Below are 23806 nucleotides of genomic sequence, written 5' to 3'. Positions count from 1 at the left end.
AGCGGGCGGTCCCCCCGGTCGGCGAACTGCGGGTGGTAGCCGCCGCCCGCCCGCGACACGCGAAGCAGGTCCTTCGTCAGCACGCTCGCCACGAGGGGGCGGCGGGACAAAAGCGACTCGGGCGGCGGAGCTGAGTCGGCCACGACGCGGACGACAAGGTTCATTGCGCCCGCGGCGGACGCCACCGTATGGAGCGACGACGCCTCCTCGGAGTGGTCGCGGTCGGCCTGTCGTCGGGCTGTCTCGGCTCGCTACCGGGCGCGACGGGGCCGCGAAACCCGCCCGAGGCACCGGCGGGCGACCCCCGAGACACGCCGGCGGTCTCCCCAGTCCGCATCGAAGATATCGACTACGAGGCGACCGACGACGGCCGCCTCCGGGTGTTCGGGTCGGTCCTCAACGACGGCGGGGCCGAGCGACTCACCACGGTCGAAGTCCGAGTCACCGTCGGCGGCGAGCGTTCGACGCGGTCGCAGGAACTCGCCGTCCCGGCCGGCGGAACTGCCGACTTCGCAGTCGAGTTCGAGTTCGGCTACGACGCCTTCAGAGAAGACGGCGACCTGAACGTTTCGCTGGTCTGAATCCGAAGACGACCGCGTTTTCGACGGAACCGACTCGCGTCAGCGACGCCGAGCGGCGACCCGTTCTTCCGCCGTCTCGACGCTCACGAGTTCGTAGAGCGTCGCGGTCGCGCCGTCGGCCTTCGGCCGGAGGATGCGACCGAGGCGCTGGGTGAACTCGCGTTCCGACCCCGACCCAGAAAGGAGGATACCGACGTTCGCGTCGGGCACGTCCACGCCCTCGTCGAGCACGTTGGCCGCGACGACGGTGTCGTAGGTGCCGTCGCGGAAGCGGTCGAGGATTTCGCGCCGCTCGCTCGTGCCGGTCTCGTTCGTTATCGGCGGGACGAGGAAGCGCCGCGAGATGCGGTAGACGAGGTCGGTCGAGGCGGTGAAGACGATGACGCGGTCCTCGCGGTGCCGCGCGAGCAACCGGGCCAGTTTGTCCACCTTCGCCTCGGAGTTCATCATCACGTCGCGGGCGCGCTGTTTGGCGAGAAGCGCCTCCCGCGCCCGCGGGTCGTTCCCGGAGCGCATCACGAGCTTCTGGTAGTCGCTTCCCGACTGCATCGACAGCCCCGAGGTGCGAAGGTAGGTCACGAACGTCTCCTGTGCCTCGTCGTACGTCTCGCGCTCGGCGGCCGTCAGTTCGACCTCGATGCGGCGGACCTCGTAGTCCGCGAGGTGGTCGCCCGCCAAGTCGTCCACGTCGAGGCGGTACACCCGCGGGCCGACGAGCTCCTCGACGCGCTCGTGTGCGCCGTCGGGGCGCTCGAACGTCGCCGTCAGACCGAGGCGAGCGGGCGCGGCGAGGAATCTGGGGATGTCCTGATACCCCTCGCCGCCGAGGTGGTGCACTTCGTCGAAGACGACGAGGCCGAAGTCGCCGCCCACGCCGTCGGCGCGGAGGTACGCCGAGTCGTACGTCGAGACCGTGATGGCCTCCTGCGTCTGTTCGCCGCCGCCGAACCGGCCGACCGCCACGTCGAACTCGGTTTCGAGTTCGCGTATCCACTGGTCCTGTAAATCGATGGTCGGCACGACGACGAGCGTCGGCACCGAGCGGGCGACCATCGCGGCGACCGCGAGGACGGTCTTGCCCGCGCCGGTCGGCAGTTCCACGACGCCGCGACTGCCTCTGCGTCGAGCCACGCGTCGAGGGCGGCGCGCTGGTAGTCGCGGAGGTCGTAGGCCGTCGAAAGCGAGAGGGAAGCGTCGAGAGTGGCCACCACGGTCGTCGTAGCCGACGCCGGCCGCGTCGAGTGCGTCCCGAATCGCGGCGTACCACATCGCTGGGGCGCGATAGCCGCCGCTTCGGGGGTCGGCCTCAACGCTCGCCACGTCGGCGAGGGCGGCCCGAACGTCCGCGTCGGCGTCGGAGTCGGAGTCGTCGATGCCGACGTGAACGGTGCCGTCTTCGAATCGGAGGGTCGTCACTACCGGCGCGTTGGCGGGGCGCGGTGATAAATCGACGGTCCCGCCGTGGACGGCCGGGCCGGAGTGCCGCTGGGTTCCGGCCCCGCCGTCCGCGGGCCGAAGGTTCAAATCCGATGGCGGGGCTACGGACGTGTATGAGCGACGACCTCGACGACGCGGTCGCACAGTTCCTCAGCGACTACAACAGCGCGATGAAGGAGTACGAGAAGGGCTACGTCGACGCCGACGCGACGCTGTCGGTCATCGACGCGCACATCGACGAGTTGCGAGAGGCGCGGGAGTAGAGACGCGAGAATCGGGCGCGCAGAAACCGGATCACTCCCCGATCAGCCCGCGAATCCGCTCGACGTACGCCGCGAACTCGCTTTCGGTCCGCTCGCGGGGGCGGTCGATATCGACCGAGACGATTTCGCGGACGCGACCCGGGTTAGCGGCCATGACGACCACGCGGTCGGCGAGCGTGACCGCCTCCTCCACGTCGTGGGTGACGAACAGCACCGTCTTGTCCGTCTCCGTCCAGATGTCGAGCAGTTCGCCGTGGAGCATGTCGCGGGTCTGCGCGTCGACCGCGCCGAACGGTTCGTCCATGAGGAGCAGTTCGGGGTCGACCGCGAGCGCGCGAGCGATGCCGACGCGCTGTTTCATCCCGCCGGACAGCTCTTTGGGGTAGGCGTCGGCGAAGCCGTCGAGGCCGACGAGTTCGAGCATCTCTGTCACGCGTTCCGAGCGCGCCGGTTCCTCGACGCCCTGTTCTTCGAGCCCGAAGGCGACGTTCTCGCTGACGGTCCGCCACGGGAACAGTCCGTACTCTTGGAACACCATCCCGCGGTCGGTGCCGGGGCCGGTGACGGGCGACCCGTCGAGGGTGACCGCGCCCGACGTGGCGTCTTCGAGGCCGGCGATGATGCGGAACAGCGTGGTCTTGCCGCACCCCGACGGACCGACGATACAGACGAACTCACCGTCCTCGACGGCGAACTCCACGTCCGACAGCGCCTCGACCGTCCGCCGGTCGGACGCGTAGGTCTTGCCGAGCGAGTCGACGCTGACCTTCGCGGTGTCGTCGGAATCAGTCGCGGTCACGGTCGTTCCCGCGCCCGCGTTCGCGTCGCCGCTCATGCTCTCCACTCCAGAACCCGCCGTTCGACCCGGCGGAACAGGCCGTCACTCACGAGGAAGACGATGCTGATGACGAGCATGTAGGCGACCGACACGTCCATCGCGAGGTTCTGCGCCGTGTTGAGAATCTCGTAGCCGACGCCGACGCCGACGATGAGTTCGGCCGCGACGACAATCATCCAGCACTGGCCGATGCTCGTCCGGATACCGGTCATGATTGAGGGGCTGGCCGCCGGGATGACGACCTTCCGAATCATCGTCCAGTCGTCGTCGACGCCGAGGGTCGCGGCGACCTCCTTGAGGTCCTCCGAGACGCCTTCGACGCCGCCGTAGGCGCTGTAGAAGTTAATCCAGAAGGAACCGATGGCGACGATGAACGTCGCGCCCTGATGGTTGACGCCGAGCCAGATGACGGCGAAGCCGATCCACGCCAGCGGCGGAATCGGCCGGAGCAGGCGCGTGACGGGCGTGAAGACGCTGTCGACGCGAGTGTTCCAGCCCATGGCGACGCCCGCGAAGACGCCGAGCGAGGTCCCGATGAGCAGGCCCGGCACGTAGTGGTAGAGGCTCTGAATCAGTTTGACGAGGAGTCTCGTCGCCGGGAGTTCCGCGCCGGTGAAGGGAATCGAAAGCGACGCCGGCGCGGTGAGTTCGACGACGAACGCCGCCAGCACCTCGACGGGCGAAGGGAGGAGATACGTCGGCTGGAACAGCGCGGCGACGTACCAGACGGCGAGAAAGCCCGCGAAGCCGGCGACTGCGAGCCCCGTCTGTTCCGCGGAGAACCCCGCGAGCCGGTCGAGCAGTCGCTCGTCCGCCTCGGTCTCCGAGAGGGCGACGCCGCTGCCGACTTCGTCGTTGCTCATAGCGAGTCGTAGATACCGTAATCGAACATCTCGTCGACGGTTAACTGCGCTTCCGTCTTCCCGAGCGTCTGGGCGTAGTCGGCGAAGATTTCAGCGCCGCCTTCGATATCGTGGGGGTCGGTGATGAAGTCCGACGCGGGGGAGTCGAGCGCCGCGCGAGCGGTCTCGACCGGGAGCGCGCTCTCGCCGATGACCGAACTCGCGTGCTGGGCGGCCGTGTCGGGGTTATCGGCGACGAAGTTCGTCGCCTGCTGGTGGAGTTCGACGAACTCGGTGGCGAGGTCGCGGTTGTCCTGCCGGAGGCGGTCGTGCATGAGCGTGACCGCCGCGGGCTGGCCGGGCATGAAGTCGCCCGCCCACGCGATGGGCTGGAACGGCGCGTCGTTAGCGTCGATGACCGTCGGCACGGGCTCCATGATGCTCGTGCCGTCGACGTTGTTCGAGAGGAGCGCCTGCTGGACCGCGGCCGCGCCGCCGAGACCCTTGATGTTCACGTCCTTCTCGGGGTCGAGCCCGAGCGTGTTCTGAATCCAGTAGCGAAGCAGGATGTCCGGAACCGACCCCGGCGGGAAGGTTCCGAAGGTGAACTTGCGGCCCTTCTGCGCCTCGAACTCGGCGAAGGCGTCTTTCCCGTGTTCCTCCCACAGCGCGGCGAAGTCGTCGGTTGCGAGAATCTCCATCGCGTTTTTGATGTTCGCCGCGGTGATTTTCGCGGGAATACCCTTGTCCATCACAATCATCGCCGGGACGATGCCGAACATCATCACGTCGAAGTCGCCCGTCGCCGACGCCTGCACGATGCTCGGCCCATCGGAGAACTTCTTGCCCGAAACCGAGACCGAAAGCTCGTCGAACAGCCCCTCTTCTTCCATCACGAAGTACTGCATGTCCGGGTAGATGGGCATGTAGGCGACGTTGAGTTCGTCCAGCCCGCTTCCGCCGGACCCGCCGAGACAGCCCGCGAGGCCGGCGGTCGCGGCGAGGCCGGACCCCTGCAGGAATCGTCTACGGCTAATCGAAGTCGAGCGTGGTGCCTCTGTCATTGCCCTCGTTACGAATTAGCGCCTTATTCGGGGCGCGTACCCGGTAACGATAGACGCGGTAGATGACGCTCGATAACCGATGAATCTGAATTCTACGGCCACTCTCGGGGTTGAGACGGTCGGTCTTTCTGAATCATCATCTCCAAGATAGCGGCAGTAAAATCCGTTACTGTCCGTCGGTCACGTCACGGATTCAACGGGTCGGCGGCGACCGTGCGTGGGAAGAACTATCCCGAACGGGGACACCGGATAGGATATGACGCACTTCTCCGACCGGGTGGAGCGCATCTCCATCAGCGGCATTCGCAAGGTGTTCGAGGCGGCTGGCGAAGACGCTATCAATCTCGGACTGGGCCAGCCAGACTTCCCGGCCCCGGACCACGCGCGACGGGCGGCCGTCGAGGCCATCGAGGCCGGTGAGGCGGACGGCTACACGGGGAACAAGGGCCTCCCGAGCCTGCGCGAGGCCATCGCCGAGAAGCACCGCCGCGACCAGGGCGTCGACCTCGACCCCGACGACGTCATCGCCACCGCGGGAGGCAGCGAAGCGCTCCACATCGCCATCGAGGCGCACGTGAACGAGGGCGACGAGGTCGTCATTCCGGACCCCGGCTTCGTCTCCTACGACGCGCTCACCAAACTCGCCGGCGGTGAACCGGTTCCGGTCCCCCTCCGCGACGACCTGACGCTCGACCCCGCGGCGGTCGAAGAGGCCATCACCGAGGACACCGCAGCGTTCGTCGTCAACAGCCCCGGCAACCCGACGGGCGCGGTGTCGCCGCCCGACGATATTGCCGAGTTCGCCCGCATCGCCGACGAGCACGACGTGCTCTGCATCTCCGACGAGGTGTACGAGTACACGGTCTTCGAGGGCGAACACCGCTCTCCTATCGAGTTCGCCGAGACCGACAACGTCGTCGTCGTCAACTCGGCCTCGAAGCTCTTTTCGATGACCGGCTGGCGGCTCGGGTGGGTGTACGGCTCCACCCGCCGGGTCGAGCGCATGCTCCGCGTCCACCAGTACGTGCAGGCGTGCGCCTCCGCGCCGGCGCAGTTCGCGGCCGAAGCCGCCCTTAGCGGCCCGCAGGACCGCATCGAGGAGATGACCGAGACGTTCCGCGAGCGCCGCGACCTCGTCGTCGAGGGGTTGGAGGACATCGGCCTCACCGTCCCGTCGCCGGGCGGCGCGTTCTACGTCATGCCCGAGGTGCCCGAGGGGTTCGTCGACGAGTGCATCGACCGCGGCGTGATTATCGTTCCCGGCGAGGCGTTCGGCGAGCACGGCTACGGCTACGCCCGCCTGTCGTACGCGACCGACACCGAGTCGCTCCGCGAGGCTATCGAGATAATGGGCGAGGCGTACGACGCGGTCGTCTGAGATACTCAAGCGTCCGAAACCACCCGATTCGTCGACCGAACTACGGCAACTCACGGCATCCGATACGTCTTATTCTCGGGTCTCGAAGTGAAAACCCTTAAATTCGGGAGCCGGTGACGAAACGTTTGTCATGCCCGCAGAGACGCAGGGAGTCATCAGCCTGCTGCCGGCGCTCTTCGCAATCGTGCTGACGCTGCTCAGTCGGCAGGTGCTCCTCTCGCTTTTCACCGGCATCTGGATCGGTGCGACCATCCTGGTGGGATGGAACCCCATCGGCGGGGCGGCGTACTCCCTCCAGTTGGTCATCAACAACGTGACCGAGTCGTTCAACAGCAAACTCCTCCTGTTTACGTTCCTCTCGGGTGCGATGCTCGGGATGATATTCCTCTCGGGCGGGATGAACGCGCTCGCACAGCGCATCATCGCCCGAATCAAGACCCGGAAACAGGCCGCGTTGGGGACGAGCGTCCTCGGGATGCTCATCTTCGTCGACTCCTACGCGAGCACGATGATTACGGGCTCGGTGATGCGGCCCATCACCGACAAGTTCGACATTAGCCGCGAGAAGCTCGCGTACCTGCTCGATTCGACCACCTCGCCCGTGGTGAGCGTCGCCGTCGTCTCGACGTGGGTCGGCTTCGAGGTCGGCCTCATCCGCGAGCAGTTCGCCTCGCTCGGCATCGACCAGAGCGCCTTCGTGGTGTTCCTCCAGAGCATCCCGTTCCGCTTCTACAGCCTGCTCGCGGTCGTCCTCGTGTTCATCCTCGTCGTGATGGACTGGGACTTCGGGCCGATGAAGCGCGCCGAGCGCCGCGCGAAAGAAGAGGGGAAGGTTCTCGGTGACGACGCCGACCCCCTCATCGAGACGCGCGAAGAGGACATCGTCACGCCCGACTACGTCGATTCGCGCTGGTGGTACTTCGCCGCGCCCATCGTCACGCTCGTCGCCGTCACCGGCTTCGGCCTGCTGTACTCCGGCGGCTGGCCCGGGCAGGCACCCGTCGAGGCGCTGAAGGACGCGGCCACCGCCGACGCCATCCTCTGGGGCGTCTTCTCGGCGTGCGCGCTGCTGCTCACCATCCTCGTCGGCCACGCCCGCGTCGAACTCGAAGCCGTCAGCGACGCCATCTTCGAGGGCTTCAAGATGGTCATGTTCCCCGTGGCCGTCCTCTCGCTGGCGTGGACCATCGGGAGCGTCAGCGAGGCGCTCGGCGTGGGTCCGTTCGTCGTCAGCGTCGCCCAGGGTGTCATCACGCCCGAACTCCTACCCGCGGTGGTCTTCCTCGCCGCGGCCATCATCTCGTTCTCGATAGGCACGTCGTGGGGGACGATGGGTATCATGTTCCCCGTCGCGGTCCCGCTGGCCTACCAGCTCGGCGCGCCGCTTCCCGGTGCCATCGGGGCGATTCTCACCGGCTCGCTGTTCGGTGACCACTGTTCGCCCATCAGCGACACGACGGTTCTCTCGTCGATGTTCGCCGGCGCGGACCACGTCGACCACGTGAACACGCAGATTCCGTACGCCGTGCTCTGCGGCGCCGTCGCGACGGGACTGTTCCTCGCCAGCGGCTACGGCGTGGGCTCGCTGGCGCTCCTCGGTATCGGCGTCGTCGCGCTGTTCGCGCTCGCGTACTACCTCTCGCAACACGCCGACGTGAGCGTCCCGACCGCTTTCGGCTCCTCGTCGAACTCCGACTGACAAGTCGGAGTCGGACCGTCGCTTCGCGTCCTATTTTTCACGTCGTCGCGCGTGGCTGAGGAGAGAAGAAAGGAGAGCTGCACCGTCGCCGAGCGGCGGCTTAACGATGGAATCGTCAGCCTGAATCGGGTCACCGACCGACGAATCCCGCGACCAGCACCGTCGCGTACGCCAAGAGCAACAGCCCCCCGAAGAGCCCCGCGGCTTCGAGGCCCATGTTCGGGTAGACGACCGAGAACAGCGCCGTCGAAACCGCGTCGACGAGCATGCCGGGGACGACGAGCAACGCCGCGGCCTCGCGTTTCGCGCCCCCGGAGAGCCCGCGCCACCGGAAGATGCCGACTGCGAGCGCCCACATCACGGGCACCGTCAGCGCGAACACCGCGGCCGTAACCAGCGGGCGGGAAGGCACTAACACGAGTTGGCCGACGACGCGGAAAACGAGTCCGGCGACGAGGGCAATCGCCAGTCCGACGCCGAGAAGCACCCGCGTCTCGGACAGCGGGAGCCGACGAGCGTCGGTCTCGGAGACCTGTGAACCAATTGTCATGCACCTCGTACGCGGGCGAGGAGTATCAGCGTTCGTACGGGGCCGTAGCTTATTATGTCACTCGGAAGTAACGATTGGGCGGATGTCAGTGCTCTCGACCGCCGACGAAGGGAAGTTCCTCATGGACGAGGAAGCCGAACAGATCGGAATCGTGACCGAAGTCGACACGGACGCCCAAATCGCGTACGTCGAACCCGACCCGGACCTCGCTGAAGCGGTCCTGCAGGGCCTCGGTTTCGGCGACGCCGACGGCGACGACATCGAGGTTCCGGCCGACTCCGTCGAGACGGTCACCGACACGGAACTTCGCGTCGCCAAGGACCTCTGAGCCGCCGCGACGAATTCTGTTTTCCGCCGCGAATCTCGACGCGTGAGCCGCGCGACAGCCGAACTGGCGGCGCGGCTCCGTGTTCGGTTACTATCAGTGAACCGTATCTATCCAATTTTGTATAGCGAAATTCGATTTACGTGTGGCGTAGCAGACGGGTTTCTGACCACTTGAGAGCAACAAGAATGGACAAAAACCTCTGTTGAAATGTCATATTTTTGATGAATTGACCTTGTTGGAACCCTCTTATTGGTGATGAGTTTAAGTAGGAGTGCTGAATACAGGGCGCAATTCAACCCATTGCAGGATAGTTAATCTCAATACAAATCTGAATGGATATCAGTACCTGAGATCCGACTGTTCGAATATATCAGACCACAAATGAATAAACGCTATTTATTCGTATTTATTCTTCTGACTGCGGATAACCTCCACCATCTCGCGGACATTCCGTACTCCAATATCGATATTCCCACCCCCGGTTTCCAGCCTCACTCCCCCGCTAATCAGACCTTCGAACGTAGAGATACTACGGATATCTTTCATCCTTACTTCGTTTGTTCTAGCACTCAATAATCCTGCTTTTGTGTGAATCACTCGTTGATTGGTGACTACGCAACCGCTTTTATTCTTTGCTCTCCAAGTTAAAAAAAAGCACAACAAAACCTATCAGCACCGGTGTGGTCAAAATCCCAAATAGAACTTCTTTCCACCAGCTAGTCCAATAATATGAGACATTTCCTAACACCTTTTCGTTGTCATTTAATGTGGCGAGTTCAGACTGAAGCTCATCAATCCCCATCTCTCCTGACATAAACGTGTGTTAACAAGGTTCAGTATTAAATCCAATGTATCAACTAAAAATCAGGCCCAATCAGCCGCATGGCAGTATTTATTCCAATAGATAATTCTTGCATTTTTTAAATACAATAACATTTGATATTTTTGACAGAGACAACAAGTTCTCAAAGTTGTGCTGGACTCACCCCGTATGTGTCATGCGCTTCCAGTCTCTGTGTGAGGGTTTCAACGGTGCCACAAAAAGATGAACCGCTGACAGCTACTTCGCCGTCGAGACGATTTTGATGACGTCGCCCTCTTCGAGTTCCTGGTCTTCGGCGATACGGCGTTTCGCTCGCGCGTCGACCGCGTGGAGGTAGCCGTCGCCGATGTCGGAGTGGACCGCGTACGCGAGGTCCCGCGGGGTCGACCCCCGAGGGAGGAGGAAGGCATCGGGGAGGACGTTGCCCGTGCCGTCGGTCCATTTCGATTCGTTTTGGACCGGGTAGACCGTGATTTGGTCGAGCACATCGTAGACCGCGGTGTCGATGGCTTCCTGCGTGCCGGTGCCGCCGTGTTCGCCCATCAGGTCGCGGATTCGTTCGAGGCCCTTCTCCTGTGCGCCGCTCACGTCGCCGACGAGGTCGAAGTCGTCGTCGCCGGGGTGGTAGTCGATGATGCCCGCCTCGCGGGCCCGCCGAAGGGCGAGTTCGCCGTCCGCGGTCGCAGCGATGACGGGTTTTCCGGTCTCGGCGAGTCGTTCGAGGTTCTCCGGGGGCGCGATGTCGACCTTGTTGGCGACGAGGACGATGGGCTTGGTCCGCTGGCGAATCGCGCGGGCGAGTTCGACGCGGTCCTCGTCGCCCAATCTTGGGGGTTCGGCGAGTAGTCGAGGTCCCGCAAGACGGCGGCGATGTCGTACTCGCTCGCGCCGACGCCCGTCAGGAGGTCCGAAAGCGCGTCGTCCATGTCGAAGTCGGGTGACCGCGACTTGCGGACCACGGACTCCCAGTTCTTGTGGACGATGCCCGCGAGCCACTGTTCGAGTTCCTCCTCGATGAAGTCGACCTCCTCGACGGGGTCGAAGCTCCCGACTTCGACGGGTTCGCCCTCGGCGTTCGTTCCCCCAGAGGCGTCCACGACGTTGACGATGGCGTCCGCGTTCGTCAGCTCGTCGAGGAACTGATTGCCGAGGCCGCGGCCCTCGTGCGCGCCGGGGACGAGTCCGGCTACGTCGACGAGTTCGACGGCGACGTAACGGATGCCGTCCTCGCAGTTGCCGCAGCGCTCGTCGCGGTCGAGGCAGGGACAGCGGGTGCGAGCGTGCGTGACGCCGCGGTTCGCGTCGATGGTCGTGAAGGGGTAGTTCGCCACGTCGACCTCGGCGAGCGTCGAGGCCGTGTAGAACGTCGATTTGCCGGCGTTCGGCTTGCCGGCTAACGCGAGAGAGAGCATGGCTCGACGATGGTGACGGACGCGGAAAAACGCTCGCGTGCGAGGGGACGCGAGCGACGAAAAGAGGCGTCGGGGCGTTAGTCAGTCAGTCGCCTAAATGCGGCGCGGCCGGCGAGCACCACCCCGCTCCCGAGAATCGCGAGGAGGCCGCCGAAGACGACGAGGTACGGGACCGCGTAGGCGACGGCGACGACGAGCGCCCGGAGGGCGACGAACGCACCGTTAATCGACTCGGAGAACGCCTGTAGGACCGGCGTGTCGTACCACTGCGCCGGGCCGGGCGGCCGCTCCGACAGCGAAACGCGGACGGTCGAGAGGGCGACCCGGTCTTCGAGCGACTGCTTCTGGGCTTCGAGTCGCTCGATTTCGGTCTGGACCTCGGTCAGGCGCTCTTCGACCGCGAGCACGTCCTCGGTCGTGTTAGCCGACTCGTAGAGTTCGCGGAGGCGGTCGCGCTGGGCGCGGAGGTTGCTCAACCGCGCTTCGATGTCGACCAGTTGGTCGGTCACGTCCTTCGAGTCCGTCTCGACGCGTTCGACCTCGCCGAGGCCTTTCATGTCGGTCATGAACGCCGAGAAGTCCTCGGAGGGGACGCGCACGACGAGTTGACCCGAGCGGTAGGTGCCGCCGCTCCGGCGGTTGACGTACTCGTTGGAGTCGCTGACGTAGCCGCCGTAGGATTCGGCGGTCGATTCGACCGCATCGCGCGACTCGTTGAACTCGTCGACGGTCAGTTCTATCTGCCCGTTCTTGATGACCGCCCGCTGCTGGGCTTGCGGGAGGTCGTCGCCGCCCGCCTGTTCGGCCTCGGCGGAACCGCCGGTATCGGCGGCGAGCGACACGCTCTCAGACCCGCCGGCGCCGCCGTCCGCCGCACCGCCGGTACACCCGGCGAGGAGGACGAGGAGGGCGACCGAGAGAAGTTTCAGTCGATTGTCCATAGACGACACTCTCCACCTGAGGGATTAATCGTTGGGTAAGCACAAACGGCGACTGTTGCTATCGCTACGCACGGGGGTCGCAGTCACTCGGTCGGATTCGGATTCGGAATCGGTTACTCGGCCTCGCGCGGGAGGTTGTCGCGGTGGATGCGCATCTCGCCGCGGGCGCGCATCGTGCCGTCGACGTGCGCGCCCGCTTCGAGCACGAGGTCGTTACAGGACACGTCGCCGAGGACGCGCGCGTCCTCGTGGATGCGGACCTCGCCGTTTCGGGTGGTGACGTCGCCGTGAATGCGCGTCCCGCTCCCGACGACGATGTCGTCGCGGGCGCGGAGGCTCCCGAAGACGTTGTTGTCCTCGGCGAGGTCGATGGACTTCGCGCGGATGTTGCCGTGGATTCGACAGCCGGAGCCGACGTGGGCGGGCGTCGAGACGCGCCACGCGTCGTCTGAGACGGTGGCGTTCCGGGGAATCACAAGCGGGTCGTGCGGCGACTCGCCCGAGAGCGTCTCGGCGAGTTCGTCGGCCGCCTCGTCCTCGCCGAGTCGGAGGAGTTGCGAGAGGACGATGAAGTAGAACACGAGCGTCGGAATCGGGTTGCGGATGACGATCCAGCCGTTGGCCTCGAACCCCTCTTCGATGTCGACGTCGTCGCCGATGTCGAGGTCGCCCGAGACCATCAGGCGGCCGGCGATGTGGACGCGCTCGCCGAGGTAGGCGTCGTTGCCGACGAGGACGTTACCGGCCACGTCGTCGAGCATGTCGAGTCGGCAGTCGGCCTCGGCCTCGATGTCGCCGCCGAAGGTGACGCGCTCGCCCGCGAGGACGTTCCGTCCGCGGACGCCGAACTCGACGGTGCTCTGCCCGCCGACGACGACGTCGCCGTCGGTGACGAGGTCGTGTTCCTCGACCGTCGTCCCGTCGGGAATTTCGAGCGCATCGAGCGGGTCCGTACCCAGTGACACGCTCCGAACCAACACCCGTGCCGTAATAAACCGTCCGCAAGACGACCGTCAGACACGGTGGAGGACACCGGTTTCCCGGTGACGACGTGTATTTAACTACTCGCGGGAAACAAAGAGAGGTATGACGATTCTCTCTTTCGACGACGACGGCGTAGACGTGGTCTACGAGGGAACGGAGTTCCGCCTCGAAAAGGACCTCATCGAGGAGGCCATCGGGAAGTCCTACCCCGACGTGACCGACCACGAGGTGCTGAAAATCGTCGAGAAGGAGCCCTCCCTCTCCGGCGAACCCCGGCGCGTCCGCGACATCCTGAACTCGTCGTAACCGCCGCCCGAACGACCGAACCTCCGTTTCTCCGCGTATCGCCCTCGAACCACGCGCGCTCGTCGCGCGAACGACTATTCCTGCTCGCCAGTCGCGTTCCCTCCCCCGTATATCTCCGTCTCCGGGTTGAAGTCGGCCCACGCGAACCAGAACATCGGCGAACGGTCGTTTGCTCGGGTCAGGACTGCACTTTCGTGGGGGCCGTCGAGCGCCCGACCGGTGAGGAGGTTCCAGCGCGACCCGGCGGCGACGAGCGCCGACCCATCGCGGTCGAACTCGACGGTCTCGCCGTCGACCCGGCGAACGTAGGCGACGAGACTCCCCTCGGCGGAGGCCGCCACGACGACCGGAAGGTCGCCCACGATGTCGTTGACGACGCCCGCGCGCTCCACCGCGTCGAGCGGGTAAGCGCGGGCGACACCATCGACTGCGACGCCGACGACCGACGTTTTCGGATGAAGTCGGTCGTCCGCCGCGTCGTTGAAGCCGATACCGATGTCGCTCGACTGCTGATAGCTCGTGTAGGGATTCACGTCGTACCGGCGGGTCTGCTGCCCGCGAATCGTCCCCGAGACGGGCGGCGGAACCAACACCTCGGTCTCGGGGTGGGCCGCCCGCCACTCGCCCCACGTGGAGATAGTTGAGGGGAGGAGCGACAGCGTCTCCCCGGTCAGTTCCCCGCGAATCGCGGTCGCGAGCACCTGACTCCACAGCGAGTTCGTCCGGTCGTCGTACATCACGAGGTCGGACATCCAGAGGAGGCCCGAGACGCCGAAGTAGGTCGGTTCGCCGCCGGCGAGCCTGTCGGCGACGACGGCGCTTCCGCACAGCGGACAGTAGGTCACGACCACGGGCCGGCCGTCGAAGTCGTCGTTGACGATTTCGTGCCAGTTGAGGACAGCGAGCGGGTAGGCGCGGGCGACCCCATCAAGTTCGACGCCGACGACCTCGTCGCCGTCGTCGAGCGTCGCGTCAACCGCTTCGAAGCCGGTCCAGTCGTCGGCGAAGACGGGAGCGGTGATGGCCGGAATGGCGTCTCTCGGCGCGCCTCGGCGCAGTTCGTCCTCGGGGACCGGAAGCTCGAACGGACCCGAGTCCTCGCCCGCGGTAGACTCGGTGGGTTCGGCGGACTCGGACGCGTCATCGGCTCCCGTGTCGTCGTCCGCGACCGGGGGGTCGCTCCCGAGACAGCCGGGCCAAGGCGGCACCGACGCCGAGCGCGAGGAACCGACGGCGGTTCGTGGTCGAAGCCATGCCGGATATTCGACCGAGCCACCTATGAGCGATATGCGGTTTGGTATCGATGCGCACGACCGTGCGGGTCGTCAGTGCGGAATCGGGCCGGAAGGAAGAAGCGAGGGAAGCGGCGGCTCAGAACCGAAGCCGCTCTTCCAGACAGACTTTGACGATGGACTTCCCGATGGCCGCGCCGCCGGCGAAGGGGTCGAGTTTCGTCTCGCCGGCGCGCTCGCGGTAGGGGATTGGCACCTCGGCGATTTTGTAGCCGCGCATCGCGGGGCGGATGAGGAGTTCGGCCGACAGCCCGGTGTTCTCGGTCCACTCGATGTCGTGGAGGAGTTCCCTGCGGTACGCCCGCATCCCGGTGGTCGTGTCGTGGACGGTCGCGCCCATGAGGAAGCTTGCGAGGCGGGCGAACGCGATGTTCCCCGCGCGGTTGAGTCGGGGCATCGTCTCAGCGCCCTTCGTGATTCGGTCGCCGGAAACCACGTCGTAGCCGTCGTTGATGAGGTCGAGGAACTTCGGCAGATACTCCATCGGATAGGTGTCGTCGCAGTCGGTGGTGACGACGACCGGCCGGTCGGGCGCGAGCACCGCGGCCTCGACCGCGACACCGTACCCCTGCGGTTCCTGTTCGATGACGCGCGCGCCCATCTTCCGGGCGATTTCGGGCGTCCGGTCGTCGGAGCCATCGACGCAGACGACCTCGGCACGCCCGTCGGTAATCCGGTCGATGTCCGCCAGAACGGACCCAATGGCCTGTTCTTCGTTGTACGTCCCCATCACGACCGCGAGGTCGTCGAAGGTGTACTCGGTCATTGGACGGGGTTATTGACGGTCGCTCTTGAACTTTTAGGTTTGCCAAAACCGGAGCGGGTCGCGGGCCGGTGTTAGCTCAACCCGCGGCTATCGGGCTGGTCTTCCAGCTCTTTCGCGTGGTCGACGAGGTAGTCCATGAGGCGGGTCGCCGACGCTTCCACGTCGTCGAGTTCGTCGCTCGACTGCCCGCTGACGCGGACGGAGAGTTCGTAGAGGTCGAGTTCGACGTGCGGCACGGTCTCGTCGCCGTTACCGTTGCCGTTTTCAGGCTCGTCGGTGCCGCCGTCCGCCGCTTCGACGGTCGCGTCGGTGTCGACCGGCTCGTCGCCGTCGGACGGTTCGGTCGCGTCGTCAGCCGGCGGTGTCGAATCGGCGGATTCGTCCGCCTCGGGGTCGGCGTCGGGGTCGTCGGTCATGTGCGGCGCGTCGCTTCGGGGGATGAAAAAAGCGCGGGGTTCCGGCACGCCCCGCGAGTCGTTGGCCCTCACCGAATACGGCTGCGAACACGCCTCGGCGACGATTCAGGCGAGTTCGGCGTCGAGCCCCTCGCAGGCGCGGTCGTGGAGGCGGCCGGTGACCGTCTCCATGAGGCGTTCGAGGTTGACTGCGTCCTCGCGGTTGTACGACACGAGCGTGTCGAGCGACGACTGGTCGCCGCGCTCGTATTCGCGCCAGAGGCGGACGGCGTCGCGGCCGGAGATGTCCGGGCGGTCGCGGTCGATACCCACGTCCTTCTCGATTTGCTTCAGCCCGCCGGTGAGGTCGAGCGTCCGGCACGGATACATCAAATCGACGTGCGGCACGTCGATGGAGACGTCGAACGAGGTCTCGAGGAACGGCACGTCGAAGCGCGCGCCGTTGAACGTCGCGACGAGTTTCGCGTCGGCGAACTGCTCGCGAAGGGCGTCGGCGGTCAGGTCCTCCCCGCTGACGAGCGTCGTGGTCTCGCCGTCCTGGTAGAACGAGACAGTCGTCACCGAGTCGCGCTCGGGCGAGAGCCCGGTCGTCTCGATGTCGAAAAAGCACGTCTCGTCGCGGAAGTTCTCGTACAGTCGCCAGCGCTCGCCCGAGGGGAAGCAGTCGTCGAAGAACCGCGAGTTACCGTCATCGAGGTGGGTGTACGCGTCGGCGATGAACGTCTCGATTCGGTCGCCCGTCTTCGCGCCGACGAGCGAGGCGTCGAACTCGTCCCAGTGGGTCGACCCGGCCCGCCAGAGGTTCCGCTCCGTCCGCTCGCCCACGCCGCGGACGGGGATGAAGCTGTTCTCGATTCGCATGTCCGACAGGGGGGCGTCGGCGACCCTAAATGCGTCGTCGTGAGCCGACGGCCACGCACCCGGCGTACTCCAGCACTTCCCCCGCCGCGGGCGTTTTACCCGCAGAGCGCGAAGCCGGAGGTATGTGCGGCCGCTACACGCTGTTTACTCCACCCGAAGAACTCGAAACGCGGTTCGACGCGACGCCGACGCGCCCGCTTTCGGCGCGGTACAACTGCGCGCCCGGCCAGGAACTCCCGGTCGTAACAAACGAAGCGGACGACGAGTTCCGCTTCCTGAAATGGGGACTCGTCCCCTCGTGGGCCGACAGCGCCAGCGTCGGCAACGACCGAATCAACGCCCGCGCAGAGACCGTCCGCGAGAAGCGGAGTTTCGCCGACGCCTACGAGGCCCGCCGGTGTCTCGTCCCCTCGGACGGCTTCTACGAGTGGGTCGACCGCGGCGGGAACAAACAGCCCTACCGCGTCGCCTTCGAGGACGACCGCCCGTTCGCCATGGCCGGCCTCTGGGAGCGGTGGACGCCCTCGACGAAACAGACCGGTCTCGGCGACTTCGGAAGCGGCGGCCCCTCGCGCGAACAGGAACCGCTTAAGACGTTCACCATCGTCACGACCGAGCCGAACGACCTCATCTCCGAGCTACACCACCGGATGGCGGTCGTCCTCGCGCCCGAGGAAGAAGAGACGTGGCTCCACGGCGACCCCGACGAGGCGGCCGCGCTCCTCGACACCTACCCCGACGACGAACTCATGGCGTACCCCGTCTCAACCCGGGTGAACAGCCCCGCCAACGACGCCCCCGAACTGATAGAGCGAGTCGAAGCGTAGCGCGCCGGGTGAAATCGTCGGCGTTCGGCCGTCTCGGCGACTTCGACACGAATCGGGCGAGTTCGACGGGCTCCGAATTTTCCGAAATCAGTCTAATCTGAGAATCGAGATTGTGTATAGCGAGATGCGATATACGAGTCTCGAATCGGATAAGCGACGACCAGACAGAGAGACCGAGATATCGAGAGAGTTGATGACTGAGAATGCTGACACGGAAAATCGAAGTCCCAAGAGTCGATAGTGGTTGAGCCCGCTCAACATCACAGAGCGACAACCGCGTTGCGCCCGCGGCTCGGGTGGTTCGTATCGCAGTCCGAAGTACAACGGTTGCGGGGGGCGTGGCCGCGAGTCCGGTCGTGCAGACGGAGTGCGGTGTCGCATCCGAACTTCGAGACGGCCGCTTGGACGAGTCGGCGGCCGAAGAGGTAGTTCCTCGAATGATCACCGCGCCGAACGAGTGGTTTTTTCGAATCCGACCGAAAGAGAGCCACCGAACCCCGGGATTCACGCGAGCCATCAGAACGGCCACAGCGCGCTTGAGCGCCGTTTCGAAGTGAGACCGGGGAAAGCCCCCGTACTATGCTCACCGCGAAGACGGGGGCCTGTGGAGGCGTCAAAAGAGAACGAATCGGGCCAGCAAAGACCTCGATTGGGTTCGTCTTCCAGTGGGTTCGGAACGGCGTCACCCAAGAGGTTCTGTGTTCGAAGCAGACAACACTCGAGAGAATTCTGCGTGGTAACACCATCATAATTGCAACTAGATTTATTCAGAAACGAAGGACCGTTCGACGACATATATGCAGAGGTTGATAGCTGAGATAATCGAGGAAAATACCGAGTCACTCCTGGTCGAAATCTACCCGTTCGAGAGAGCACAGGTGATGCGTCGTCCCGCGAATATATTTCTGGTATAATAGACAGAAATTATCTCAAAAATATTTCATGGATTGTCGGAGAGAAATAAAATAGAGACCAAACCAGCGTTATCCGGATTATATAATAATTCAGTAGTCTTAGAGATGAAATGACGAAACTCGTGTGAGCAGTTCTTCCATGCGCTACTCCTGGGGTAAACGGCGTGAGAAGTGCCATCCAAAAATTGATTGCCATCTCATAAAAGAGACGAATCTGTGCAGAATTCGACCTATCGAAAGCAACGGGAAGTGGGCCGAGTCTCAGATTTGCTCGAAACGTCCGAAATCGGCGTTCTCCGGGAGATTCTAATATCCCGAATACTACATGCAAATCGCCAAAAATACGATTGCGGTATTCAGGATAACTCAATTTCACCGCCAAAAATCCGCCTGTACTGCTCAGGATAACTTCTCTTATTCTGGACAGTGCCGGTAGATTGAATATCGACCCCCGTGTCGACCCGTCCATGAGCGACGAGGCCGACCGCGCGACGGTGCAAACCTATCTTCCGGCCCACCAGAAGGCCATCTGGAAGGACCACGCGGACCGACTCGGGATGAGTCAGAGCGAATTTGTCAGAACGATGGTACAGGCCGGTCGGCGTGATTTCGACGTTCCGTCGAGGGGCGATGAAGCGGCCACAACCCCCGGGGTTGAAGAGGTGAAAACAGGCCTCCAGAACGGCGGTTCAAATCAGGAAAGATATGGTGAAAATAACGACCAGTTCGAGGCCCGAATCATCGAGGCGCTCGCGGCCGATTCGCATCGGTCGTGGGACGATCTCGTTGCGGCGCTGACCGACGACATCGAAGACCGGCTCGAATCGACACTGCAGGAGTTGCAATCGAGCGGCCGAGTCGTGTACAGTGGGCGACACGGCGGTTACACGCTGGCGGAGTCCGATGGCCGCTGAGCGACCCGCCGACGCGGAGGACCCGGTCGGCTACTTCCTCCAGGATATGACCTATCACGGGAAGACCGACCGGACCCGCGCCGCCTACGAGCGCGTCCTCCGGGCGTTCGAGTCGTTCCTCGGCGACCCCTCGCGGAACCCCTCCGGGAGCGCTCGGTCGGTCGACGACGCGACCCACCGCGACTGCATGGCGTGGATACACACCCTGCGAAACCGCGACGTCGCGCCGAGCACGGTGGCGACGTACGCCTCCTACCTCCACCGGTTTTACGCCTACATGGCCCAGGTCGGCGCGTTCGACTCCAACCCGATGAGCCTCGTGATGGAGGAGATGGACGAGCGCATCGACACCAACCCCGCTCGACGGGAGCTTTCGGTTCCCCAGATGCGGGCGTTCGTCCGCGAAATCGCCCATCCGCTGGACCATGCGCTGGTGGTCACCCTCCTCAAGACCGGGATGCGCGTCGGCGAACTATGCAACCTCGACCTTCGGGACGTGTCGTTGTCGGTGGATACACCCCTGTCCGGTGTATCGACTCGCGCCGCCCTCGACGGTCGCGGGCCGTCGATATACGTCGCCGCCGACCCGAGCGTCGGGAGCGTCACCAACGGCGAGGAGCGAACCGCCTCGAACAAGCGAAAACGGTCGACAGTCGTCCCCGTCGACGACGAGTTGGAGGCCGTCCTCTTGCGTTGGCTAGCGATTCGGCCGGATTCGCCGTCGCCGGCCGAACCGCTTTTCGTCGGCACCGCATCTGGGTGGGGCCGGCGACTGGAACCCGACGCCGTCCACCACGTCGTCACCTCTCACGCCGCCGACGCCGGGTGGTACCGGTCGGGTGGCGACCGCGAAGAGAACGTCACGCCGCACTACTTCCGGCACTTCTTCACGACCCACCTCCGGGACCGCACCGGCGACCGCGGTATCGTCAAGTACCTCCGGGGCGACGTGGCCGGCGACATCATCGACACGTACACCCACAACTGGGGCGATAGAGTGCGTGAAACGTACGAATCGAACATTTACTCGCTCCGCTGAGGAGCGTAATCGCTGTTCGAAGGGCGACTTGTAAACTGTATCTCGCTATATTGAATTAGTGGGTGCGCGACCTATCGTTTGACACCCGTCGCCTCGATTTGGATGGCGGCGTCGTTCGGGAGTTCGGAGACGCCGACGACGGTCATCGCCGGTCTCCGGTCGTCGAAATAAGCGCCGTAGGCCGACTCGATGGCGTCGATTCGGTCGAGGTCGGTCGTGTACACCGTAGTCCGGAGCACGTCGTCTAAGTCGATTCCAGAGCGTTCGACGGCCGCTTCGACGCGTTCGAGCGCGCTCATCGTCTGACTCTCGATCGACGGGAGGCCGTCCGTCGTCTGTTCCGGTTCGGGATACTGCGCGTCGAAGAAGACGAGTTGCAGGTTCCGCTCTCGGGCACCGTAGCCGGCGGTCGCCTTGAAGTGGTCGCTCTCGTACCGGACCGCATCGCCGTTCATACCTGTTCCTCCGTGGGATTCGTTCGAATCTGATTCACGGTCGTACTACCCCGCCAGCGGCCATCGGCGTATCGCTAGCATGTACTAACTCCGGGAGAGACGTTCTCACGCGGGGGACGAGAGGGTCAAACGGGCGCTTGACTCATGCCCGTCTCTTTACCCGCGGAGTGAGAACGACGGCCGAGACCGTGAGTTCGTTGCTCCCACTGAAACCCGCTGCAGCATCGGTTCGAGACCGGTCCCTAAGCCCGCTTCTCGTCGAACTCGACGACGCCGACGCGGACGAGGTTCTGTCGGCGCTCTCGTCGGCCACCGCGAGGCGACTCCTCGCCGCCGTCTACGACAACCCGTGCCCCGCCTCGGAACTGGCCGACGAACTCGACACGACGCTCCAGACCGTCAGCTACCACGTCGAGCGACTGGTCGACGCCGAGTTGATAGAACCCGTGACGACGTGGGTCTCCGCGCAGGGCCGCGAGATGGCCGTCTACGGCCCGACCCGCTCCGCAGTCGTTCTCTTCGCGGGCGCGGAGCGAACCGAATCGAAGCTCTCCTCGGGGCTTCGGACGCTCGTCACCGGCGTGGGCGTCACGCTGGTCGGAAGCGTCGCCGTGCAGGCGCTGTGGACCGCGCGACGGCCGCAGGTCCGGTATTCCGGTTCGGGATACTGCGCGTCGAAGAAGACGAGTTGCAGGTTCCGCTCTCGGGCACCGTAGCCGGCGGTCGCCTTGAAGTGGTCGCTCTCGTACCGGACCGCATCGCCGTTCATACCTGTTCCTCCGTGGGATTCGTTCGAATCTGATTCACGGTCGTACTACCCCGCCAGCGGCCATCGGCGTATCGCTAGCATGTACTAACTCCGGGAGAGACGTTCTCACGCGGGGGACGAGAGGGTCAAACGGGCGCTTGACTCATGCCCGTCTCTTTACCCGCGGAGTGAGAACGACGGCCGAGACCGTGAGTTCGTTGCTCCCACTGAAACCCGCTGCAGCATCGGTTCGAGACCGGTCCCTAAGCCCGCTTCTCGTCGAACTCGACGACGCCGACGCGGACGAGGTTCTGTCGGCGCTCTCGTCGGCCACCGCGAGGCGACTCCTCGCCGCCGTCTACGACAACCCGTGCCCCGCCTCGGAACTGGCCGACGAACTCGACACGACGCTCCAGACCGTCAGCTACCACGTCGAGCGACTGGTCGACGCCGAGTTGATAGAACCCGTGACGACGTGGGTCTCCGCGCAGGGCCGCGAGATGGCCGTCTACGGCCCGACCCGCTCCGCAGTCGTTCTCTTCGCGGGCGCGGAGCGAACCGAATCGAAGCTCTCCTCGGGGCTTCGGACGCTCGTCACCGGCGTGGGCGTCACGCTGGTCGGAAGCGTCGCCGTGCAGGCGCTGTGGACCGCGCGACGGCCGCAGGTCCGGTACGCCGCGCCCGCACCGGCCGCCCCCGAACCGAGCGTCGCGGAGTTCGTCTCCTCTTTCCTCGCCGGCCCCGGCGGGCTCGTCCTCCTCGTCGGCGTCGTCCTCGCCGTCCTCGTGAGCCTCGGGACGGTCTGGACTCAAAGGCGCGTTTGAGCACACACAGGGGGAAGTGACCCCGACGCGTTGGGAGAGACGTGCAACGAAGAACCCTCCTCGCCGCAGCCGGAACCGGCCTCGCGGCGGCGCTGACGGGCTGTATCGCGAGTGCCGGCGACAGCGCTGACGACGCTGACGACGGGAACTCGACGACCGAATCGACACCCGACCCGACGCCGACGCCCGAACCGGTGGAAGCCGTCTCTGTCGCGACCGGCGAGCGCCTCACGACCGTCGTCGGCGACGGTCCCGCCAGCGACGACGGGACGCTGAAGCCGCACCACGTACGCCTCGAAAACCCGACCGACGAGTCGTGGACCGCCCGTATCGACGTTTCGCGCCCGCTCGGGGCGGGGCACGTAGAGACCTACGAACTTGACCACGACGCGATGGTGAACGTCTCGCTTCGCGTTCCCGCAGACTACGAGGTGACGGTTACCGACATCGGCTCGGACGCCGCGGCGACCGAATCGGTCGGTTCCGAGGTCTTCGACTGCAACCGGTCGTGGACCGCGTTCTCTCCCGGTGACGGCGGTGTCTCTGTCTCCGGGGCGTCCACCCGGATGGCTTGCGGACCTCGGGTGGTCGCGGCTGACGACGCGGTCACGGTCGCGCTCGGCGACGGGTCGCTCCCGACCGAGGCTGTCAAGCCCCACGGCCTCGCCGTCGCGAACCCGACCGATGCGGCCGAAGTCGTCGAGTTCGCCTACGAGACGCCCGCGGGCGCGGTGGCCTTCGGCGGCGCATACCGTCTCGAACCCGGCGCGCGGGTCGGCGCGTCGCTAACCGAGGTCCGCGAGGTCACGCTTCGCGTCGCTCGGCGGAGCGACTCGGGCGACGAGGTATCTGAGGCAGTCAGCGTCGAAAAATCGCAGTTCGACTGCAACGCGTCGAACACGACCGTCTCGCTCACCGACGACGGCGGCTTCGAGGCGCAGACGCTCTCGACGCTGATGTTCTGCGGCGACGCGGACGCGAAAAACGAGTCGTCGGCGTAGGTCAGCGGTCAGACCTTCAGTTCGGTCTCTAACTCGGGCGACGCGATGGCCCGCTTGACGGTTTCCGCGGCAGGCGTCGCCTCCGCGACGTTCTCCATCAGGACCGTCTCGCTCGGGAACAGGTGTTCGCCGAGGACGAGGCCGTGTTCGCGCGCGGTCGAGCCGGTCATCGTGAGATACACGCCGAGACCGGTCTCGGCGATGGCGGCCTCTTCTTCGGGCGCGCCGTTCGGATACGCGAACGTCACGTCGTCGAGACACCGCGTGCCGAGGACCGCCTCCACGAGGCGCTCGTAGCCGCGG

General features: G+C 64.9%; 23 protein-coding genes and 6 pseudogenes. 12 read left to right on the top strand and 17 right to left on the bottom strand.

The window, feature by feature from the left end; all coding sequences use genetic code 11:
* A pseudogene (locus ATB1_RS23695) lies at positions 1 to 164 on the bottom strand (DUF790 family protein); the annotation flags it as partial.
* 24 nt (positions 165 to 188) lie between these two features.
* Between ATB1_RS23695 and ATB1_RS19525 the strand changes: the two are divergent.
* The gene (locus ATB1_RS19525) at positions 189 to 581 is read left to right on the top strand and encodes a hypothetical protein (protein ID WP_042666651.1); all 393 of its coding nucleotides are present in this window, start codon (positions 189 to 191) and stop codon (positions 579 to 581) included.
* 39 nt (positions 582 to 620) lie between these two features.
* Here the strand turns inward: ATB1_RS19525 and ATB1_RS19520 are convergent.
* Positions 621 to 1997 (bottom strand): annotated as a pseudogene (locus tag ATB1_RS19520) (DEAD/DEAH box helicase family protein).
* Positions 1998 to 2131: 134 nt separating this feature from the next.
* Here ATB1_RS19520 and ATB1_RS22645 point away from each other — a divergent pair.
* On the top strand, positions 2132 to 2281 hold the full coding sequence (locus ATB1_RS22645; protein ID WP_004970650.1) for a hypothetical protein: 150 nt from the start codon (positions 2132 to 2134) through the stop codon (positions 2279 to 2281).
* A gap of 31 nt (positions 2282 to 2312) precedes the next feature.
* Here ATB1_RS22645 and ATB1_RS19515 read toward each other — a convergent pair whose 3' ends face one another.
* From ATB1_RS19515 to ATB1_RS19505, 3 genes are read right to left on the bottom strand one after another with little or no spacing between them, the layout of a single operon-like run.
* Complete coding sequence (locus tag ATB1_RS19515; RefSeq protein WP_042666649.1) at positions 2313 to 3125, bottom strand: ABC transporter ATP-binding protein; 813 nt, start codon at positions 3123 to 3125, stop codon at positions 2313 to 2315.
* Positions 3113 to 3982, bottom strand: a complete 870-nt coding sequence (locus tag ATB1_RS19510; protein WP_042666648.1) for an ABC transporter permease — start codon at positions 3980 to 3982, stop codon at positions 3113 to 3115. Before ATB1_RS19510 ends, ATB1_RS19515 begins: the two co-directional genes overlap by 13 nt.
* Positions 3979 to 5025, bottom strand: a complete 1047-nt coding sequence (locus tag ATB1_RS19505) for an ABC transporter substrate-binding protein (protein WP_042666646.1) — start codon at positions 5023 to 5025, stop codon at positions 3979 to 3981. Before ATB1_RS19505 ends, ATB1_RS19510 begins: the two co-directional genes overlap by 4 nt.
* Before the next feature lie 256 nt (positions 5026 to 5281).
* Here ATB1_RS19505 and ATB1_RS19500 point away from each other — a divergent pair, with 256 nt between their 5' ends.
* A complete protein-coding gene (locus ATB1_RS19500; RefSeq protein WP_042666644.1) occupies positions 5282 to 6403 on the top strand; it encodes a pyridoxal phosphate-dependent aminotransferase in 1122 nt (373 codons plus the stop codon).
* A 130-nt stretch (positions 6404 to 6533) separates the two neighbouring features.
* A complete protein-coding gene (locus ATB1_RS19495) occupies positions 6534 to 8102 on the top strand; it encodes a Na+/H+ antiporter NhaC family protein (protein ID WP_042666642.1) in 1569 nt (522 codons plus the stop codon).
* Between the two features lie 130 nt (positions 8103 to 8232).
* Here ATB1_RS19495 and ATB1_RS19490 read toward each other — a convergent pair whose 3' ends face one another.
* Entirely contained in the window at positions 8233 to 8652 is a 420-nt protein-coding gene (locus ATB1_RS19490) for a DUF5367 family protein (protein WP_042666641.1), read from the bottom strand.
* 82 nt (positions 8653 to 8734) lie between these two features.
* On the opposite strand from ATB1_RS19490, the gene ATB1_RS19485 reads away from it, so the two are divergent.
* Entirely contained in the window at positions 8735 to 8980 is a 246-nt protein-coding gene (locus tag ATB1_RS19485; RefSeq protein ID WP_042666638.1) for a hypothetical protein, read from the top strand.
* Positions 8981 to 9376: 396 nt separating this feature from the next.
* Here the strand turns inward: ATB1_RS19485 and ATB1_RS24640 are convergent, their stop codons facing one another.
* The 5 genes and pseudogenes from ATB1_RS24640 to ATB1_RS19470 form a co-directional block, all read right to left on the bottom strand.
* Positions 9377 to 9640 carry a PH domain-containing protein gene (locus tag ATB1_RS24640; protein WP_394324778.1) on the bottom strand — a complete coding sequence of 88 codons (264 nt, stop codon included), beginning with the start codon at positions 9638 to 9640 and terminating at the stop codon, positions 9377 to 9379.
* The gene (locus ATB1_RS22185) at positions 9606 to 9794 is read right to left on the bottom strand and encodes a hypothetical protein (RefSeq protein WP_157837777.1); all 189 of its coding nucleotides are present in this window, start codon (positions 9792 to 9794) and stop codon (positions 9606 to 9608) included. Before ATB1_RS22185 ends, ATB1_RS24640 begins: the two co-directional genes overlap by 35 nt.
* Before the next feature lie 246 nt (positions 9795 to 10040).
* Positions 10041 to 11215, bottom strand: a pseudogene (locus ATB1_RS19480) (redox-regulated ATPase YchF).
* A 77-nt stretch (positions 11216 to 11292) separates the two neighbouring features.
* Positions 11293 to 12156: a DUF4349 domain-containing protein gene (locus tag ATB1_RS19475; protein ID WP_042666636.1), complete on the bottom strand. Its 864-nt coding sequence runs from the start codon at positions 12154 to 12156 to the stop codon at positions 11293 to 11295.
* Positions 12157 to 12269: 113 nt separating this feature from the next.
* The gene (locus ATB1_RS19470; protein ID WP_042666655.1) at positions 12270 to 13121 is read right to left on the bottom strand and encodes a polymer-forming cytoskeletal protein; all 852 of its coding nucleotides are present in this window, start codon (positions 13119 to 13121) and stop codon (positions 12270 to 12272) included.
* Between the two features lie 121 nt (positions 13122 to 13242).
* Here ATB1_RS19470 and ATB1_RS19465 point away from each other — a divergent pair, with 121 nt between their 5' ends.
* Positions 13243 to 13446 (top strand): DUF5800 family protein, encoded by a 204-nt coding sequence (locus ATB1_RS19465; protein ID WP_042666634.1) that lies wholly within the window; start codon positions 13243 to 13245, stop codon positions 13444 to 13446.
* A 74-nt stretch (positions 13447 to 13520) separates the two neighbouring features.
* Here ATB1_RS19465 and ATB1_RS19460 read toward each other — a convergent pair.
* The 4 genes and pseudogenes from ATB1_RS19460 to ATB1_RS19445 form a co-directional block, all read right to left on the bottom strand.
* Positions 13521 to 14700: pseudogene (locus tag ATB1_RS19460) on the bottom strand (DUF3179 domain-containing protein).
* A gap of 117 nt (positions 14701 to 14817) precedes the next feature.
* Positions 14818 to 15504, bottom strand: a complete 687-nt coding sequence (locus ATB1_RS19455) for a dolichyl-phosphate hexose transferase (RefSeq protein WP_042666633.1) — start codon at positions 15502 to 15504, stop codon at positions 14818 to 14820.
* A gap of 71 nt (positions 15505 to 15575) precedes the next feature.
* Positions 15576 to 15920, bottom strand: coding sequence for a hypothetical protein (locus tag ATB1_RS19450; protein ID WP_042666631.1), 345 nt, complete (start codon positions 15918 to 15920; stop codon positions 15576 to 15578).
* A gap of 105 nt (positions 15921 to 16025) precedes the next feature.
* Positions 16026 to 16781, bottom strand: coding sequence for a ribonuclease H-like domain-containing protein (locus tag ATB1_RS19445; RefSeq protein WP_042666629.1), 756 nt, complete (start codon positions 16779 to 16781; stop codon positions 16026 to 16028).
* Between the two features lie 122 nt (positions 16782 to 16903).
* Between ATB1_RS19445 and ATB1_RS19440 the strand changes: the two genes are divergently transcribed.
* From ATB1_RS19440 to ATB1_RS19425, 3 genes are all read left to right on the top strand, one after another.
* Positions 16904 to 17608, top strand: a complete 705-nt coding sequence (locus ATB1_RS19440; protein WP_042666627.1) for an SOS response-associated peptidase — start codon at positions 16904 to 16906, stop codon at positions 17606 to 17608.
* Positions 17609 to 18989: 1381 nt separating this feature from the next.
* Entirely contained in the window at positions 18990 to 19436 is a 447-nt protein-coding gene (locus ATB1_RS19430) for a DUF5805 domain-containing protein (RefSeq protein WP_042666623.1), read from the top strand.
* Positions 19426 to 20475 (top strand): tyrosine-type recombinase/integrase, encoded by a 1050-nt coding sequence (locus tag ATB1_RS19425; protein ID WP_042666622.1) that lies wholly within the window; start codon positions 19426 to 19428, stop codon positions 20473 to 20475. Before ATB1_RS19430 ends, ATB1_RS19425 begins: the two co-directional genes overlap by 11 nt.
* A 71-nt stretch (positions 20476 to 20546) precedes the next feature.
* Here the strand turns inward: ATB1_RS19425 and ATB1_RS19420 are convergent, their stop codons facing one another.
* The gene (locus ATB1_RS19420) at positions 20547 to 20930 is read right to left on the bottom strand and encodes a RidA family protein (protein ID WP_042666620.1); all 384 of its coding nucleotides are present in this window, start codon (positions 20928 to 20930) and stop codon (positions 20547 to 20549) included.
* A 188-nt stretch (positions 20931 to 21118) separates the two neighbouring features.
* Here ATB1_RS19420 and ATB1_RS19415 point away from each other — a divergent pair.
* The 3 genes and pseudogenes from ATB1_RS19415 to ATB1_RS19405 form a co-directional block, all read left to right on the top strand.
* Positions 21119 to 21586: pseudogene (locus ATB1_RS19415) on the top strand (ArsR/SmtB family transcription factor); the annotation flags it as partial.
* Between the two features lie 301 nt (positions 21587 to 21887).
* The gene (locus tag ATB1_RS19410) at positions 21888 to 22502 is read left to right on the top strand and encodes a transcriptional regulator (protein WP_042666653.1); all 615 of its coding nucleotides are present in this window, start codon (positions 21888 to 21890) and stop codon (positions 22500 to 22502) included.
* A 41-nt stretch (positions 22503 to 22543) separates the two neighbouring features.
* On the top strand, positions 22544 to 23503 hold the full coding sequence (locus tag ATB1_RS19405; RefSeq protein WP_042666618.1) for a hypothetical protein: 960 nt from the start codon (positions 22544 to 22546) through the stop codon (positions 23501 to 23503).
* Positions 23504 to 23511: 8 nt separating this feature from the next.
* On the opposite strand, the pseudogene ATB1_RS19400 reads toward ATB1_RS19405, so the two are convergent.
* Positions 23512 to 23806: pseudogene (locus tag ATB1_RS19400) on the bottom strand (hypothetical protein); the annotation flags it as partial.

Source organism: Haloferax sp. ATB1, assembly GCF_000730175.1.
The sequence above is the reverse complement of the archived record's forward strand: the minus strand, read 5'-3'. Positions and strand labels throughout refer to the sequence as shown.

Bases quoted from the DNA above. Each gene is read 5' to 3' on its own strand.
- ATB1_RS19450 (WP_042666631.1), bottom strand. From the start codon at position 15,920: ATGACCGACGACCCCGACGCCGACCCCGAGGCGGACGAATCCGCCGAT.
- ATB1_RS22645 (WP_004970650.1), top strand. From the start codon at position 2,132: ATGAGCGACGACCTCGACGACGCGGTCGCACAGTTCCTCAGCGACTAC.
- ATB1_RS22185 (WP_157837777.1), bottom strand. From the start codon at position 9,794: ATGTCAGGAGAGATGGGGATTGATGAGCTTCAGTCTGAACTCGCCACA.
- ATB1_RS19475 (WP_042666636.1), bottom strand. From the start codon at position 12,156: ATGGACAATCGACTGAAACTTCTCTCGGTCGCCCTCCTCGTCCTCCTC.
- ATB1_RS19440 (WP_042666627.1), top strand. From the start codon at position 16,904: ATGTGCGGCCGCTACACGCTGTTTACTCCACCCGAAGAACTCGAAACG.
- ATB1_RS19425 (WP_042666622.1), top strand. From the start codon at position 19,426: ATGGCCGCTGAGCGACCCGCCGACGCGGAGGACCCGGTCGGCTACTTC.
- ATB1_RS19505 (WP_042666646.1), bottom strand. From the start codon at position 5,025: ATGACAGAGGCACCACGCTCGACTTCGATTAGCCGTAGACGATTCCTG.
- ATB1_RS19500 (WP_042666644.1), top strand. From the start codon at position 5,282: ATGACGCACTTCTCCGACCGGGTGGAGCGCATCTCCATCAGCGGCATT.
- ATB1_RS19490 (WP_042666641.1), bottom strand. From the start codon at position 8,652: ATGACAATTGGTTCACAGGTCTCCGAGACCGACGCTCGTCGGCTCCCG.
- ATB1_RS19445 (WP_042666629.1), bottom strand. From the start codon at position 16,781: ATGCGAATCGAGAACAGCTTCATCCCCGTCCGCGGCGTGGGCGAGCGG.
- ATB1_RS19455 (WP_042666633.1), bottom strand. From the start codon at position 15,504: ATGACCGAGTACACCTTCGACGACCTCGCGGTCGTGATGGGGACGTAC.
- ATB1_RS19485 (WP_042666638.1), top strand. From the start codon at position 8,735: ATGTCAGTGCTCTCGACCGCCGACGAAGGGAAGTTCCTCATGGACGAG.
- ATB1_RS19465 (WP_042666634.1), top strand. From the start codon at position 13,243: ATGACGATTCTCTCTTTCGACGACGACGGCGTAGACGTGGTCTACGAG.
- ATB1_RS19420 (WP_042666620.1), bottom strand. From the start codon at position 20,930: ATGAACGGCGATGCGGTCCGGTACGAGAGCGACCACTTCAAGGCGACC.
- ATB1_RS19525 (WP_042666651.1), top strand. From the start codon at position 189: ATGGAGCGACGACGCCTCCTCGGAGTGGTCGCGGTCGGCCTGTCGTCG.
- ATB1_RS19495 (WP_042666642.1), top strand. From the start codon at position 6,534: ATGCCCGCAGAGACGCAGGGAGTCATCAGCCTGCTGCCGGCGCTCTTC.
- ATB1_RS19510 (WP_042666648.1), bottom strand. From the start codon at position 3,982: ATGAGCAACGACGAAGTCGGCAGCGGCGTCGCCCTCTCGGAGACCGAG.
- ATB1_RS19430 (WP_042666623.1), top strand. From the start codon at position 18,990: ATGAGCGACGAGGCCGACCGCGCGACGGTGCAAACCTATCTTCCGGCC.